Source organism: Polaromonas sp. YR568 (assembly GCF_943372955.1).
GTDB lineage: Bacteria > Pseudomonadota > Gammaproteobacteria > Burkholderiales > Burkholderiaceae_C > Polaromonas.
Genome location: NZ_CALSAL010000002.1, coordinates 121,963 through 136,041, shown reverse-complemented (window position 1 = coordinate 136,041; position 14,079 = coordinate 121,963). Strand labels below are relative to the sequence as shown.

Annotated in this window: 14 protein-coding genes and 1 tRNA gene; 13 read left to right on the top strand and 2 right to left on the bottom strand. The window is 62.7% G+C overall.

Features of this window, described 5'->3' with window-relative positions; genetic code table 11:
* Positions 1-186: 186 nt before the first annotated feature.
* Complete coding sequence (locus AAG793_RS06555; protein WP_341905811.1) at positions 187-1,401, bottom strand: nitrate- and nitrite sensing domain-containing protein; 1,215 nt, start codon at positions 1,399-1,401, stop codon at positions 187-189.
* Positions 1,402-1,500: 99 nt separating this feature from the next.
* Here AAG793_RS06555 and tsaD point away from each other — a divergent pair, with 99 nt between their 5' ends.
* Complete coding sequence (tsaD, locus tag AAG793_RS06550) at positions 1,501-2,553, top strand: tRNA (adenosine(37)-N6)-threonylcarbamoyltransferase complex transferase subunit TsaD (protein ID WP_341905809.1); 1,053 nt, start codon at positions 1,501-1,503, stop codon at positions 2,551-2,553.
* A 105-nt stretch (positions 2,554-2,658) separates the two neighbouring features.
* On the opposite strand, the gene AAG793_RS06545 is transcribed toward tsaD, so the two are convergent.
* Positions 2,659-3,060 carry an Hsp20/alpha crystallin family protein gene (locus AAG793_RS06545; RefSeq protein ID WP_341905805.1) on the bottom strand — a complete coding sequence of 134 codons (402 nt, stop codon included), beginning with the start codon at positions 3,058-3,060 and terminating at the stop codon, positions 2,659-2,661.
* Between the two features lie 134 nt (positions 3,061-3,194).
* Here AAG793_RS06545 and AAG793_RS06540 point away from each other — a divergent pair, with 134 nt between their 5' ends.
* The 12 genes from AAG793_RS06540 (at position 3,195) to AAG793_RS06485 (ending at position 14,039) form a co-directional block, all read left to right on the top strand.
* The gene (locus AAG793_RS06540) at positions 3,195-4,484 is read left to right on the top strand and encodes a branched-chain amino acid ABC transporter substrate-binding protein (protein ID WP_341905802.1); all 1,290 of its coding nucleotides are present in this window, start codon (positions 3,195-3,197) and stop codon (positions 4,482-4,484) included.
* Between the two features lie 55 nt (positions 4,485-4,539).
* Positions 4,540-5,727 carry a pyridoxal phosphate-dependent aminotransferase gene (locus AAG793_RS06535; RefSeq protein WP_341905800.1) on the top strand — a complete coding sequence of 396 codons (1,188 nt, stop codon included), beginning with the start codon at positions 4,540-4,542 and terminating at the stop codon, positions 5,725-5,727.
* Between the two features lie 124 nt (positions 5,728-5,851).
* A complete protein-coding gene (gene rpsO / locus AAG793_RS06530; RefSeq protein ID WP_011484170.1) occupies positions 5,852-6,118 on the top strand; it encodes a 30S ribosomal protein S15 in 267 nt (88 codons plus the stop codon).
* A gap of 303 nt (positions 6,119-6,421) precedes the next feature.
* On the top strand, positions 6,422-8,539 hold the full coding sequence (gene pnp, locus AAG793_RS06525; RefSeq protein WP_341905795.1) for a polyribonucleotide nucleotidyltransferase: 2,118 nt from the start codon (positions 6,422-6,424) through the stop codon (positions 8,537-8,539).
* A 99-nt stretch (positions 8,540-8,638) separates the two neighbouring features.
* A complete protein-coding gene (locus AAG793_RS06520) occupies positions 8,639-9,625 on the top strand; it encodes an NAD(P)H-quinone oxidoreductase (RefSeq protein WP_341905792.1) in 987 nt (328 codons plus the stop codon).
* A gap of 48 nt (positions 9,626-9,673) precedes the next feature.
* Positions 9,674-10,429, top strand: a complete 756-nt coding sequence (gene tpiA / locus AAG793_RS06515; protein WP_341905789.1) for a triose-phosphate isomerase — start codon at positions 9,674-9,676, stop codon at positions 10,427-10,429.
* Between the two features lie 76 nt (positions 10,430-10,505).
* Positions 10,506-10,937 (top strand): preprotein translocase subunit SecG, encoded by a 432-nt coding sequence (secG, locus tag AAG793_RS06510; protein WP_341905784.1) that lies wholly within the window; start codon positions 10,506-10,508, stop codon positions 10,935-10,937.
* A gap of 141 nt (positions 10,938-11,078) precedes the next feature.
* Positions 11,079-11,163: transfer RNA gene (locus AAG793_RS06505), tRNA-Leu, on the top strand.
* A gap of 96 nt (positions 11,164-11,259) precedes the next feature.
* A complete protein-coding gene (locus tag AAG793_RS06500; RefSeq protein ID WP_341905781.1) occupies positions 11,260-11,619 on the top strand; it encodes an NADH-quinone oxidoreductase subunit A in 360 nt (119 codons plus the stop codon).
* A 61-nt stretch (positions 11,620-11,680) separates the two neighbouring features.
* Entirely contained in the window at positions 11,681-12,160 is a 480-nt protein-coding gene (locus AAG793_RS06495; protein ID WP_007864469.1) for an NADH-quinone oxidoreductase subunit B, read from the top strand.
* Positions 12,160-12,786, top strand: coding sequence for an NADH-quinone oxidoreductase subunit C (locus AAG793_RS06490; RefSeq protein ID WP_341905778.1), 627 nt, complete (start codon positions 12,160-12,162; stop codon positions 12,784-12,786). Before AAG793_RS06495 ends, AAG793_RS06490 begins: the two co-directional genes overlap by 1 nt.
* On the top strand, positions 12,786-14,039 hold the full coding sequence (locus tag AAG793_RS06485; RefSeq protein ID WP_341905775.1) for an NADH-quinone oxidoreductase subunit D: 1,254 nt from the start codon (positions 12,786-12,788) through the stop codon (positions 14,037-14,039). The genes AAG793_RS06490 and AAG793_RS06485 overlap by 1 nt, the downstream gene beginning before the upstream one ends.
* Positions 14,040-14,079: the final 40 nt, after the last annotated feature.

Genomic DNA, 14,079 nt, shown 5'->3' with positions numbered 1-14,079 from the left:
AAATCAAGGGTTTGGGATTTCCTCGGGTGCAGGATGGCGGGGCCGGTGATCGGTTGCGATTCGGGTTTCCACCATGCTGGTGCGTGAATTGGCCGGATGCGCACCGGAGAGCACGGAATTTGTGCGGTGCAACACCGCTAGAGGCGCAGCGCCGCCTCAACTCCCCAGTTTTTATCTGCGGGGTTGTTACAGATAGTCGGACATCGCCAGCACCGACTCGGCCACATCCAGCAAGCGGCGGTTCTGGCTCATGGCGGTCTGCCTGAGCATTTTGTAGGCCTCGTCTTCGCTCAGCTTGCGGGTGGCCATCAGAAGGCCCTTGGCGCGTTCGACCACCTTGCGCTCGTTCAGTGCAGAGCGGGCCGTCTCCAGTTCATCGCCCATGGCCTGCAGGCGCTGGGCTTGCTCCTGCACCATGCCCAGAATGGAGCGCTCCAGTTGGCGTCCATACGGTGTGGACGCATCGAGGCTGGCGGCCTGCGCCTGATCCGAGAACTGCTCCAGAATGGCGCGCTGGTCGCGCAGCACATTGCGAGCCTCAGCAATCTTGCCTTCGCACAGCGTGCGCAGGCTGTTGGACAGCAGGTCTTCGACTGCCCGCATCGCGTCCATGCGCCGGGTGCAGCAGTCAAACCAGACCTGGCTGAGATTCGGGTCCAGCTGGCCGCCGTCGTTGGGCACGCAGCCGACACGGCGCAGTCGCTCGACCTCGGCCAAGGTTTCTGGCTTCTGGCTGGCGTGCCACGCACTCACGGCAGCGGGCTCGGAGAAGTCGCGGAACACCTGGAAGCAGCGCTCCTGCGACTCGATCAGGTGCTGCCACTGCTGCTGGTGGCTGGTGTCGCTGCGGCCGGCGGCGAACACAGCTGCACCAAAAGCGCGCTCCTGCCCGGTGAACTCCTTGCCCTGCATGAAGTTGAACATCGCCACCAGCGCACGCGAGATTTCCGGGTCGGTGGCGCTGTCGGCCGCTTCAAACACCACCACCAGCAGCCCCGAAACCAGTCGCACAAACTGGGCTGTGGATTCGGCCGGCGAGATCGACATGCTGGCCACCCGCTCGCGCAGGGCAGGCAAATCATCTAGTGCGTGCAGCACGAAGGCGATGCGGCTGAACAGGCGCGCGCCGTTGCGCACATGGTGGGCGTCGGTGTCCAGCGCATCGAAGTGGGCGCGCACCTGCTGCTCGGTTTCGGTACACACCAGCACCTGCTGCAGCCGCTGGTCAGCAAACCGGCTGCCCTGGGAGCCGAGATAAACATTGGACAGCCCGCGCTCGCGCTGCAGGGCGTGGATGAGCCGGCCAATGGCGCTGACCAGTTCGCAGGTGAGTGCCAGCTGTTCGAGCTCGACGATCTCGCACTGTCGGGCGGCGATGAGGAAACTGAGTCCGGATTTCATGGTGGTGGCGGGGAAGTCGCAACAACCGTGCCGATGCTCTAGTTGGCCCGGCCGGGTTCTGCGCGCGTCCGAGTGTACAAACACTTTAAACTCGTTCGCATGCTTGTATTGGGAATTGAATCGTCATGCGACGAAACCGGCGTCGCACTGGTGAATGCGGCGGGCACTGGCGTGCCCCGCTTGCTATCGCACGCGCTGTTCAGCCAGATTGACATGCACCAGGCCTATGGCGGGGTGGTGCCTGAACTGGCCAGCCGCGACCACATCCGTCGCGTGTTGCCGCTCACGCAGCAAGTGATGACTGAAGCGGGCCGCAGTCTGTCCGAGGTGGATGTGGTGGCCTACACCCGCGGCCCGGGTCTTGCTGGTGCCTTGCTGGTGGGTGCGGGCGTGGCCTGCTCGCTCGCGGCGGCGCTGGGCAAGCCGGTGATGGGCGTGCATCACCTCGAAGGGCACCTGCTGTCGCCCTTTCTCAGTGCGGACCCGCCCGAATTTCCGTTTGTCGCGCTGCTGGTGTCTGGCGGGCATACGCAGTTGATGCGGGTGGATCGTGTGGGCAGCTACGAACTGCTGGGCGAGACCATCGACGACGCCGCCGGTGAAGCCTTCGACAAGTCGGCCAAGCTGATGGGTCTGCCTTACCCGGGTGGTCCGCATCTGGCGCGGCTGGCGCTCAAGGGCGACAGCGCCGCGTTCAAGCTGCCCCGGCCGCTGCTGCACAGCGGCGACCTCGATTTTTCCTTTGCCGGTCTCAAGACGGCGGTGCTGACGCAGGCGAAAAAACTCGGCGACGAACTGGAGCAGCGCAAGGCCGATCTGGCTGCGTCAACCCAGGCCGCCATCGTCGAGGTGCTGGTCAAGAAGTCGCTGGCTGCCATGGCCCAGACCGGCCTGAAGCGACTGGTGGTGGCGGGTGGGGTGGGGGCCAACGCCTTGCTGCGCAGCCAGCTCAATGAGGCCTGCAGCAAGCGCAACATCCGGGTGCACTACCCCGAGCTTCACCTGTGCACCGACAACGGCGCCATGATTGCGCTGGCAGCAGGCATGCGACTGCAGGCGCGGCTTGACACCCTACAGAGCCACTACACGTTCGACGTCAAGCCTCGTTGGCCGTTGGCGGAGCTGGCTGCCGAATCGCTTGAGCCGACTTGATCAGGCCCGTCTGACTCAGGCTTTCCGGGGAAGTCACGGTCCCGCAAAGACAATGCGCTGCACCGCATGATGCGAAGCAGCGCATGGTGCGTGGCGTAGGAACGCTTACAGAATCTCGAGGCGCGCCACGTTGCTGACCGGAATGCGCTTGGCCAGACGCAGGCTCAGCACGCCATGCTCCAGCGAAGCCGAGCTGCCAGCCACGTCGATTTCGAGCGGGAAGCGCCAGGCGGCTTTCACGCTGCGGGGGGCGTCTGCCTTGCTGGTCACGCGCACCACATCGCCTTCGATGCCGATGTCCAGCTGGTCTTTGGCCAGACCGGGCACGTCGATCTGCAGGGTGTAGTGGGTGTCGCCGTCATTGACCTCGGCCGAGCGGGGTGCGGCGGGGGCTGTGAAGGACGACAGGGTGTCGCTCAGGAACTGGTCGAGTGCGCCGTTGTTCACGATGGGCGCGTAGTTGCGACGCAGGGTGCTGGCGGGACGGGTAGCGAGCGAATAAAACATGTGAACTCCTTGGTGGGTGGATCAATCAAGGGGAGGTTTCCCCTTACACTGCGCGGCGCTCACCATGATTGCCGCATGGCTCACAACTAGGCCTGACGCCATCCTTTTCAAGTCATTTCAGGGATTTTCCGGACATGTTTTTTTTGCTGCCACGACTCTTGAAACGCGCTGCACTGGCCCTACTGTCAGCCGCTTGCCTGCTCGCAACCGTACCGGCCCTGGCCCAGTCGGCGTCTGCGCCACCGATCCGCATCGCGCTGATCGAGGGTCTCTCCGGGCCGTTCGCCAATGCGGGCGAGGCGGTGTTCCGCAACCTCGTCTGGGCGACTGAGCGTGTCAATGCGCGGGGCGGTGTGAAGCTGCCGGGCGGCGCCCGCAACCTGGTGGTGGAGCGCTACGACAGCAAGGGCCAGAACGAAGAAGCCCTGGCGGCGCTGCGTTCCGCCATCGATGATGGCGTGACATTCATCGCCCAGGGCAACTCCTCGGCGGTCGCCGCCGTGCTGGTGGACGCCATCAACAAACACAACGAGCGTGAGCCGGGCCGACGCGTGCTGTTTCTGAACTACTCGGCGGTGGACCCGATTCTCACCAATGAGAAGTGCAGCTACTGGCATTTCCGCTTTGACGCGCACGCCGACATGCGCATGGCCGGCCTGATGGAAGTGCTGCGCGATGACAAGGCCCTCAAAAGCATCTACCTGATCGGTCAGGACTACAGCTTCGGCCAGGCCGTGCTGCGCGAAGGGCGCAGGCAACTGGCAGCCCAGCGCCCCGATGTGCAGATCGTCGGCGAAGAACTCCACCCCATCGGCCGTGTGAAGGACTTCATCCCCTACGCAGTGAAGATCAAGACCAGCGGCGCGCAGGCGGTACTCACTGGCAACTGGGGCAATGACCTGACGCTGCTCATCAAGGCGGCCCGGGAAGTGGGTTACGAGGGCAAGTTCTACACCTTTTATGGCAATGCGCTGGGTGTGCCCGGTGCGCTGGGCGAATCGGGTGTTGGCAAGGTGATCGCCGTGGCCGACTGGTTTCCGAATCAGGCGGGCGCCGCATCGGAAGCGTTTTACCAGTCATTCCGGCAGCGTTTCCCCCGGCCGCAGGACGACTATGTCCACATGCGCATGCAGCTGATGGTGGAGGCCTTGGCCCAGAGCGTCGAGAAAGCTGGGGGTACCGATGCCCTGCCGGTGGCCGCGCAGCTGGAGCGCGTGACCGTCAATTTCGCTGGTCATAAGGGCGCGATGCGCGCCGCCGATCACCAGTTCCAGCAAACGCTGGTGGTGGCCTTGATGGACAAGCAGGGCAGCCCGGGCGTGCGCTTTGATGTGGAAGGCTCAGGCTACGGCTTTCGCGTGGTGAAAACCATCGCCGCCGAACGCGCCGAGCAGCCGACTAGCTGCAAGATGGTGCGGCCCTGAGCCCGCAGGCTTCCGAATTCCTTGACTCCACGCCAGCAGGCGGATTGATATTTCCATGCGACAAGCCGTCCTGAACCTTGAAGAGTCCATGATCCGCCAGGTGGCTAACGCCGGCATGGGGCGCAGCGATGTGCTGAAGTTCTGGTTTGGCGAGAGCGACGAAGTCACGCCCGCCTTCATCCGCGAGGCGGCCGTGCAGTCGCTGCATCAAGGCGAGACCTTTTACGCCCACAACCTCGGCCTGCCCGAGTTGCGCGAAGCGATTGGCCGTTACGCCACCGGCCTGCGCACGGCCGGTGCAGCTGCCATTGGCGCTGACCGCGTGGCGGTCACTTCGGGCGGTGTCAATGCGCTGATGCTGGCCGTTCAGGCGCTGGTGGACACCGGCGACGAGGTGGTGGCCGTCACGCCGGTGTGGCCTAACCTGACGGCGCAGCCCGCCATCATGGGTGGCGTGGTGAAGTGCGTCAGCCTGCGGCCAGTAGCGGGCCAGTGGCAGCTCGACATGGACGAGCTGCTGGCGGCCATCACCCCCAAAACCAAGCTGCTGATCGTCAACGCGCCGAACAACCCGACCGGCTGGACGCTCAGCCGCCCTGAGCAGCAAGCCATCCTGGCGCACTGCCGGCAGACCGGCACCTGGATTCTGGCTGACGAGGTGTACGAGCGCCTTTACTTCGAGCCGACGCCCAACAGCGCTGCGCCCAGTTTTCTTGATATTGCTTCGCCGGATGACCGGCTGGTGGTGGCCCACAGCTTTTCCAAAAGCTTTTTGATGACCGGCTGGCGTCTGGGCTGGCTGGTGATGCCGCCCGGCATGACGCCGCACATGGGCAAGCTGGTTGAGTTCAATACCTCCTGCGCCCCCGTGTTTGTGCAGCGTGCGGCGCTGGCGGCCATCGAAGGCACTGCTGACATCACCCCGCGGGTGGTTGCGCACCTCAAAAACTGCCGCGACACCCTGGTTCCGCTGCTGCAGGCCGTGCCCGGCGTGCAGGTGGCACCGGCCAAGGGCGGCATGTATGCCTTCTTCCGGCTGGAAGACCAGCACCGTTTTGGGGATTCCCTGGAAACAGCCAAACGGCTGGTGGTGGAGGCCGGGCTAGGGCTGGCCCCGGGCAACGCTTTCATGGTCAACCCCGGGCCTGAGGCGCAGGGCTGGCTGCGCTGGTGTTTCGCCAGCCAGGACCTGTCCCGCCTGAAGGACGGGGTAGGACGGCTGGAACGCTGGCTTGGGCTATAATCTGAGGCTTCGCGTCTGGCGGCCTGCTTGGGTTGCCAGCACGAAGATCACGACGAAAGCGGTCAACTCCCATGTCGGGAACGCTGCTTCGATCGCAAGTGCACCGAGGTGCGAAAGGAAACCCATGATCGAGAAATCCATCAAGGCCGAGATTGTCAAGGCCAACGCACGTGCTGCCAACGACACTGGCAGCCCCGAAGTTCAAGTGGCGCTGCTGACCGGCCGCATCAATGAACTGACCCCCCATTTCAAGGCCAACGCCAAGGACCACCACGGTCGCCGCGGTCTGCTGCGCATGGTGAGCCGTCGCCGCAAGCTGCTGGATTACCTGAAGTCCAAGGATGCTGACCGTTACACCGCGCTGATTGCCAAACTTGGCCTGCGCAAATAAGCGGTAGAACCCCATGAAAGCGCCTGAGTTAGTTCACTAGCTCAGGCGCTTTGCACTTTAAAGACGCAAAAAAGACGTCAAAACCCAGTTCAGATGCACTTTTCCCGCTCGGGCAAAGGGCAGAAGAAGCAAATCGGAGCAAGGCAAAAAGAGCACGCGCTGTGTCATTCCACAAGAAAAGTCCTGAAGCCGAACAGCCGGCGAACAGACAGGCGTTTTGTGGAATGGCATCGTGTTCAGCCGGCCAGACCTTCGGGCCTCCCGCACTGCCTCAAGTGCGAAAACATCAACAAGGCAAAGAACATGAGCATTTTCAACAAAGTCACCAAATCATTCCAGTGGGGCCAGCACAAGGTCACGATGGAAACCGGCGAAGTCGCACGCCAGTCGAGCGGCGCCGTCATCGTTGACATGGACGGCACCGTGGTGCTGGCCACCGTGGTCGCCAAGACCGACGCCAAGCCTGGCCAGGATTTCTTCCCCCTGACCGTTGACTACCTGGAAAAAACCTATGCTGCGGGCCGCATTCCCGGCAGCTTCTTCAAGCGGGAAGGCCGTCCGAGCGAATTCGAGACGCTAACCTCGCGCCTGATTGACCGCCCGATCCGCCCGCTGTTCCCTGAAGGCTTCTTCAATGAAGTGCAGGTCGTCATCCACGTGCTGTCGCTGAACCCCGAAGTCGAAGGCGATATCCCTGCGCTGATTGCCTCCAGCGCGGCCCTGTCGATTTCTGGCATTCCGTTCAACGGCCCCATCGGCGCCGCCCGCGTGGCCTACATCGACGGCCAGTACGTGCTGAACCCCGGCAAGACCCAGCTCAAGGATTCCAAGATGGATCTGGTGGTGGCCGGTACCGAAGCCGCCGTGCTGATGGTCGAGTCCGAAGCGCAGCAGCTGTCGGAAGAAATCATGCTCGGCGCCGTGGTGTTTGGCCACGAGCAGGGCAACATCGCCATCAACGCGATCCACGAACTCGTGCGCGATGCCGGTAAACCGGTCTGGGACTGGAAGGCTCCTGCCAAGAACGAGCCGCTGATCGCCAAGGTCAACGAACTCGCCGCTGCCAAGCTGCAGGCCGCTTACCAGATCCGCGCCAAGCAGGCTCGCACCCAGGCTTGCCGCGTGGTGACGTCTGAAGTGATGGCCGCGCTGAAGGCCGACGGTGTCGAATTCGACGCCGTGGCGGTTGAAGGCATGTTGTTCGACATCGAGGCGAAGATCGTCCGTAGCCAGATCCTGGCTGGCGAGCCCCGCATCGACGGCCGCGACACCCGCACCGTGCGTGCCATCGAAATCCGCAACAGCGTGCTGCCCCGCACCCACGGTTCGGCCCTGTTCACCCGCGGTGAAACCCAGGCGCTGGTCGTGACCACGCTGGGCACCGAGCGTGACGCGCAGCGCATCGACGCGCTGAGTGGCGACTACGAAGACCGCTTCATGCTGCACTACAACATGCCTCCGTTCGCCACCGGTGAAACCGGCCGTGTCGGCAGCCCCAAGCGCCGCGAAATCGGCCACGGCCGTCTGGCCAAGCGTGCGCTGGTCGCCGTGCTGCCCACCAAGGAAGAGTTCCCGTACACCATGCGCGTGGTGTCGGAGATCACCGAGTCGAACGGCTCCTCGTCGATGGCTTCGGTCTGCGGCGGCTGCCTGTCGCTGATGGACGCCGGCGTGCCGATGAAAGCCCACGTGGCCGGTATCGCCATGGGCCTGATCAAGGAAGACAACCGCTTCGCTGTGCTGACCGATATCCTGGGTGACGAAGATCATCTGGGCGACATGGACTTCAAGGTGGCAGGTACCACCTTCGGTATCACTGCGCTGCAGATGGACATCAAGATCCAGGGCATCACCAAGGAAATCATGCAGGTCGCGCTGGCTCAGGCCAAGGAAGCCCGCATGCACATTCTGGGCAAGATGCAGGAAGCCATGGGCGAAGCCAAGGCCGAAGTGTCTGACTTCGCACCGCGCCTGTATGTCATGAAGATCAACCCCGAGAAGATCCGCGACGTGATCGGCAAGGGCGGCGCCGTGATCCGTGCGCTGACCGAAGAGACCGGCACGCAGATCAACATCGAGGAAGACGGCACCATCACCATCGCTTCGAACGACAGCGCCAAGGCCGATGAAGCCAAGCGCCGCATCGCCGAGATCACCGCTGAAGTCGAAATCGGCAAGGTCTACGAAGGCCCGGTCACCAAGATCCTCGACTTCGGCGCACTGATCAACCTGCTGCCCGGCAAGGACGGCCTTCTGCACATCAGCCAGATCGCCCACGAGCGCGTCGAGAAAGTCACCGACTATCTGAGCGAAGGCCAGATCGTCAAGGTCAAGGTGCTGGAGACCGACGAGAAGGGTCGCGTCAAGCTGTCCATGAAGGCGCTGCTTGACCGTCCTTCGATGAACCAGGACCAGGGCTGATCGACAGTACCCGTGACTTCAAGGTGTGCGGTGCCCACGGGTGTGGGCATCGCCGCCTGACATCACCCCATCGTCACGCCAGATCACACGCGCCAAGCCATGAGAGCGGTTGAAATCACTTCCTACGGAGCACCGGACGTTCTGCGTCTGGGTGACCGGCCTGCGCCTGTCGAAGGCACAGGGGAGGTGCTGATCCGCGTGAGCGCCAGCGGCGTGAACCGCCCCGACGTTCTGCAGCGGACCGGCAACTACCCGGTGCCGCCGGGTGCCTCGGACATTCCCGGTCTGGAAGTGGCGGGCGTCATCGTGTCGGGCGACGCACAGGCCATGGCGGCCGCCGGCTTCAGCGTGGGTGATCGTGTCTGTGCGCTGGTCGCTGGCGGTGGTTATGCCGAGCTGTGCGTGGCCCCGGTCGGCCAGTGCCTGCCGGTGCCGGCGCGCCTGTCGGACGTGGAGGCCGCTTCGCTGCCTGAGACCTTCTTCACAGTGTGGAGCAATGTGTTCGAGCGTGCCTGTTTGCAGAAGGGCGAAACCCTGCTGATACAGGGTGGCTCCAGCGGCATCGGTGTCACGGCCATCCAACTGGCCAAGGCCATGGGCGCGACAGTCATCGTGACAGCCGGCAGCGATGCCAAGTGTGCGGCCTGCCTCGCACTCGGCGCTGACCATGCCATCAATTACAAGACGACTGATTTTGCGGCCGAGGTGCAAAAGCTCACCGGCGGCAAGGGTGTCAACGTCATCCTCGACATGGTCGCGGGCAGTTACGTGGCACGCGAAGTGGAAAGCCTGGCCGAAGACGGCCGGCTGGTCATCATCGCGGTGCAGGGCGGCGTCAAGGCGGAGTTCAACGCGGGTCTGGTGCTTCGGCGCCGGCTCACGGTGACGGGCTCCACCTTGCGACCACGCCCGCTGGCATTCAAGACGGCAATTGCCCAGGCACTGAAACAGCACGTGTGGCCGCTGATTGCCAGTGGCACCATCAAGCCCGTGATCCACAGCACTTTTGCGGCGGTCGATGCGGCGCAGGCTCACACGCTGATGGAATCCAATCAGAACGTGGGCAAGATAGTGCTGACCTGGTGAGCCTGACGCCCTGACGCACACGACCCACACGAACCATCAAGACGCAAGATGAACAAGCTGATTGCCGGAAACTGGAAGATGAATGGCAGCCTGGCTGCCAATGAGGCCCTGCTGGCCGCCTTGGCGCAGGGACTGGGCCAGCCGGGCTGCGACGTGGCCGTGTGTGTGCCGGCGCCGTATCTGGCGCAGGTGCAGGCGCTTTGTGCTGCCACGCCTTCGCTGGCGGCATTGACCTGGGGGGCGCAGGATGTCTCGGCCCACGCGTCGGGCGCCTACACCGGGGAAATCAGCGCAGCCATGCTGAAGGATTTTGGCTGCCGTTACGCCATCGTCGGCCACTCGGAGCGCCGTCAGTACCACGGTGAAACCGATGCGCAGGTGGCTGACAAGGCCAAGGCGGCGCTGGCCGCAGGCATCACGCCCATCGTCTGTGTGGGGGAGACGCTGGCCGAGCGGGAAGCGGGTCACACCGAAGAGGTGGTCAAGCGCCAGCTCGCGGCGGTGATTCACACCAACGGCCATTGCATCAGCGAGATCGTGGTGGCGTATGAACCCGTGTGGGCGATTGGCACGGGCAAGACCGCCACGCCAGAGCAGGCACAGGCCGTGCACGCCGTGCTGCGTGCTCAGATCAAGGCGGCAACGGAACATTTTTCACGGGTGAAAATCCTGTACGGTGGCAGCATGAACGCTGCCAATGCTGCCAGCTTGCTGGTGCAGCCCGACATTGACGGTGGCCTGATCGGAGGGGCAGCCCTCAAGGCCGCAGACTTTTTGACCATCATTGCTGCCGCCCGTGGGTGATCGTGGGCAATCGCGAGTAAAGCGCGCAGCAGGCTATCCAGTTGCGAATTAGGACAAATAGGAATTAGGAGTTGATATGAACGTGTTACTGACTGTGGTTCTCGCCGTGCAGATGATTTCGGCGCTGGTCATGATTGGCCTGATTCTGGTGCAGCATGGCAAGGGTGCCGACATGGGTGCCGCATTCGGCAGCGGCGGCTCCGGCAGCCTGTTCGGCGCCAGCGGCAGTGCGAACTTCCTGTCACGCAGCACCGGCGTGCTGGCTGCGGTGTTCTTTGCGTGTACCTTGCTGCTTGCTTACTTCGGCAATGCCCAGCCGCGCACGACCGGCTCCAGCGTTCTGGAAGGCGCAGCCGTCACGGCGCCAGCCCCGGCCGTGCCGGCTTCGGGCGCAGCGCAGATTCCCGGATCTGCAGCGCCTGCTTCGCCTGCAGCCGCAGTGCCGGTGGCCCCTACGACTACTGCGCCTGGTGCCGTACCCGGCCCTGCGCAAATCCCGACGAAATAACACGACTCGCCCTCTTTCTCAACCGGGAAAAAGGGTCATTTCAGGTTAAACTCTAAAGCTGTCTGGAAAGCAAGAACCCGTCGTCAAAGCGCCTGTTTTGATGCACCGGTTTTCCTCATGCCATCCAGGCAGCTAGATACCGCGGACGTGGTGAAATTGGTAGACACGCTATCTTGAGGGGGTAGTGCCGAAAGGTGTGCGAGTTCGAGTCTCGCCGTCCGCACCAGATTGACATTCATTGGCGGCATCGTTGTTGACGGTGCCGACGGCCCACAAGGCTGTCGGGAATGCTTGCCAGTGGCACTCACACATTCAGTCTACGATGAACCTCGATCAGTACCTCCCCGTTTTCCTGTTCATTCTGGTCGGCGTGGGTGTTGGTGTGGTTCCCCAGGTGCTGGGACGTCTTCTTGGCCCCGTGCGGCCTGACAGCGAAAAAAACTCCCCCTATGAATGCGGCTTCGAGGCCTTCGAAGATGCCCGCATGAAATTCGATGTGCGCTACTACCTGGTCGCCATCCTCTTCATCCTGTTCGACCTTGAAATTGCGTTCCTGTTTCCGTGGGCCGTAGCGCTCAAGGAAATCGGTGCTGTCGGTTTCTGGTCTGTCATGGTTTTCCTCGCCATCCTCGTCGTGGGCTTTGTCTACGAGTGGAAAAAAGGTGCGCTGGACTGGGAATAAGAAAAAATCCCGAGGGTTTTGCGACGCGCTCGCCATCCAATCCACCAAATAAGGTACGGGTATGTCACTTGAAGGTGTTTTCAACGAAGGCTTCATGACGACGAGCTACGACTCGGTTGTCAATTGGGCCAAGACCGGCTCGCTGTGGCCAATGACGTTCGGTCTGGCCTGCTGCGCAGTGGAGATGATGCACGCCGGTGCGGCCCGCTACGACCTGGATCGTTTCGGCATGTTGTTCCGCCCCAGCCCGCGTCAGTCTGACCTTATGATCGTGGCCGGCACGCTGTGCAACAAGATGGGCCCGGCACTGCGCAAGGTCTACGACCAGATGTCCGAGCCGCGCTGGGTGCTGTCGATGGGTTCGTGCGCCAACGGTGGTGGCTACTACCACTACAGCTACTCGGTGGTACGCGGCTGTGACCGTATCGTGCCGGTGGATGTGTACGTGCCCGGCTGCCCACCCACGGCTGAAGCGCTGATGTACGGCATCATCCAGCTGCAGCAGAAGATCCGCCGCACCAACACGATTGCGAGGGCGTGATGACTGTGGTGTCCCCCGTTCCTGTTTCTCCCGTTCCTGTTTCCGACCTGGCGGCAACGCTCTCGACCACCCTGGGCGGCATGGTCAAAAGCATCCAGCAGGCGCTTGGCGAAATCACGGTCACGGTGTCGGCCGCCGATTACCGCGCCGCTGCCGTGCTGCTGCGTGATGCCCCCGGCTGCCGTTTCGAGCAATTGATTGACCTGTGCGGCGTGGACTACTCCGAGTACCGTGACGGCCAGTACGAAGGCCCGCGTTATTGCGTGGTGTCGCACCTGCTTTCGGTGAGTCTGAACCAGCGTGTGCGGCTCAAGGTGTTCTGCGCCGATGACGACTTCCCGGTGGTGGATTCGCTCAACGAAGTCTGGAACTCCGCCAATTGGTTTGAGCGCGAGGCATTCGACCTCTTCGGCATCATCTTCGAGGGTCACAACGACCTGCGCCGCATCCTCACCGACTACGGCTTCATCGGTCATCCGTTCCGCAAGGACTTCCCGACCACCGGCCATGTCGAGATGCGCTACGACCCAGAACAGAAACGCGTGATTTACCAGCCGGTCACCATCGAGCCGCGCGAAATCACTCCGCGCGTGATCCGCGAAGACAACTACGGTGGCATCCAGTAATGGCCGAGATCAAGAACTACACACTGAACTTCGGGCCCCAGCACCCGGCCGCCCACGGCGTGCTGCGCCTGGTGCTGGAACTCGACGGCGAAGTCATCCAGCGCGCTGACCCGCACATCGGCCTGCTGCACCGTGCCACCGAGAAGCTGGCAGAAAGCAAGACCTACATCCAGTCGCTGCCGTACATGGATCGCCTGGACTATGTGTCCATGATGTCCAACGAGCATGCCTATTGCCTGGCCATCGAAAAGTTGCTGGGTGTCGATGTGCCCGTCCGCGCGCAGTACATCCGTGTGATGTACGCCGAGATCACGCGCCTGCTCAACCACCTGCTGTGGCTGGGCGCGCACGGTTTTGACTGCGGCGCGATGAACATCCTGATTTACTGCTTCCGCGAGCGCGAAGCGCTGTTTGACATGTACGAGGCCGTCTCCGGCGCGCGCATGCATGCGGCCTACTTCCGGCCGGGTGGCGTGTACCGCGACCTGCCTGAAACCATGCCGCAGTACAAGGTGAGCAAGGTCAAGAACGCCAAGGCCATCGAGGCGCTGAACGAGAACCGCCAGGGTTCTCTGCTTGACTTCATCGATGACTTCGTGAGCAAGTTCCCCGGCTACGTCGATGAGTATGAAACCCTGCTGACGGACAACCGCATCTGGAAGCAGCGTACGGTCGGTGTGGGCGTGGTGTCGCCAGAGCGTGCGCTCAACCTCGGCTTCACCGGCCCCATGCTGCGCGGCTCCGGCCTGGCGTGGGACCTGCGCAAGCAACAGCCCTACGACGTGTATGCCCAGATGGATTTCGACATCCCTGTCGGCAAGACGGGCGACTGCTATGACCGCTACCTCGTCCGTATCGAAGAAATGCGTCAGTCCAACCGCATCATCAAGCAGTGCGTGGACTGGCTGCGCGCCAACCCCGGCCCGGTGATCACCAGCAACCACAAGGTTGCTGCGCCGGACCGCGAATCCATGAAGAGCAACATGGAAGAGTTGATCCACCACTTCAAGCTCTTCACCGAAGGCTTCCATGTGCCCGAGGGCGAGGCCTATGCCGCCGTCGAGCATCCGAAGGGCGAATTTGGCATCTACATCGTGAGCGATGGTGCCAACAAGCCTTACCGCCTGAAGATTCGCCCGCCGGGCTTTTCGCATCTGGCGGCGATGGACGAGATGTCGCGCGGCCACATGATTGCCGACGCGGTGGCCGTGATCGGCACCATGGACATTGTGTTCGGTGAGATTGACCGATGAAGATGGCTCCCCCCCGTGGCGCCTGCGGCGCCTCCCCCCT

What these genes read in the sequence shown, in the direction of transcription:
- AAG793_RS06520 (WP_341905792.1), top strand. Translation starts at nt 8,639, where the DNA reads ATGAGAGCGGTTGAAATCACTTCCTACGGAGCACCGGACGTTCTGCGT.
- AAG793_RS06555 (WP_341905811.1), bottom strand. Translation starts at nt 1,401, where the DNA reads ATGAAATCCGGACTCAGTTTCCTCATCGCCGCCCGACAGTGCGAGATC.
- pnp (WP_341905795.1), top strand. Translation starts at nt 6,422, where the DNA reads ATGAGCATTTTCAACAAAGTCACCAAATCATTCCAGTGGGGCCAGCAC.
- AAG793_RS06540 (WP_341905802.1), top strand. Translation starts at nt 3,195, where the DNA reads ATGTTTTTTTTGCTGCCACGACTCTTGAAACGCGCTGCACTGGCCCTA.
- rpsO (WP_011484170.1), top strand. Translation starts at nt 5,852, where the DNA reads ATGATCGAGAAATCCATCAAGGCCGAGATTGTCAAGGCCAACGCACGT.
- AAG793_RS06490 (WP_341905778.1), top strand. Translation starts at nt 12,160, where the DNA reads ATGACTGTGGTGTCCCCCGTTCCTGTTTCTCCCGTTCCTGTTTCCGAC.
- AAG793_RS06535 (WP_341905800.1), top strand. Translation starts at nt 4,540, where the DNA reads ATGCGACAAGCCGTCCTGAACCTTGAAGAGTCCATGATCCGCCAGGTG.
- tsaD (WP_341905809.1), top strand. Translation starts at nt 1,501, where the DNA reads ATGCTTGTATTGGGAATTGAATCGTCATGCGACGAAACCGGCGTCGCA.
- AAG793_RS06500 (WP_341905781.1), top strand. Translation starts at nt 11,260, where the DNA reads ATGAACCTCGATCAGTACCTCCCCGTTTTCCTGTTCATTCTGGTCGGC.
- AAG793_RS06545 (WP_341905805.1), bottom strand. Translation starts at nt 3,060, where the DNA reads ATGTTTTATTCGCTCGCTACCCGTCCCGCCAGCACCCTGCGTCGCAAC.
- AAG793_RS06495 (WP_007864469.1), top strand. Translation starts at nt 11,681, where the DNA reads ATGTCACTTGAAGGTGTTTTCAACGAAGGCTTCATGACGACGAGCTAC.
- tpiA (WP_341905789.1), top strand. Translation starts at nt 9,674, where the DNA reads ATGAACAAGCTGATTGCCGGAAACTGGAAGATGAATGGCAGCCTGGCT.
- secG (WP_341905784.1), top strand. Translation starts at nt 10,506, where the DNA reads ATGAACGTGTTACTGACTGTGGTTCTCGCCGTGCAGATGATTTCGGCG.
- AAG793_RS06485 (WP_341905775.1), top strand. Translation starts at nt 12,786, where the DNA reads ATGGCCGAGATCAAGAACTACACACTGAACTTCGGGCCCCAGCACCCG.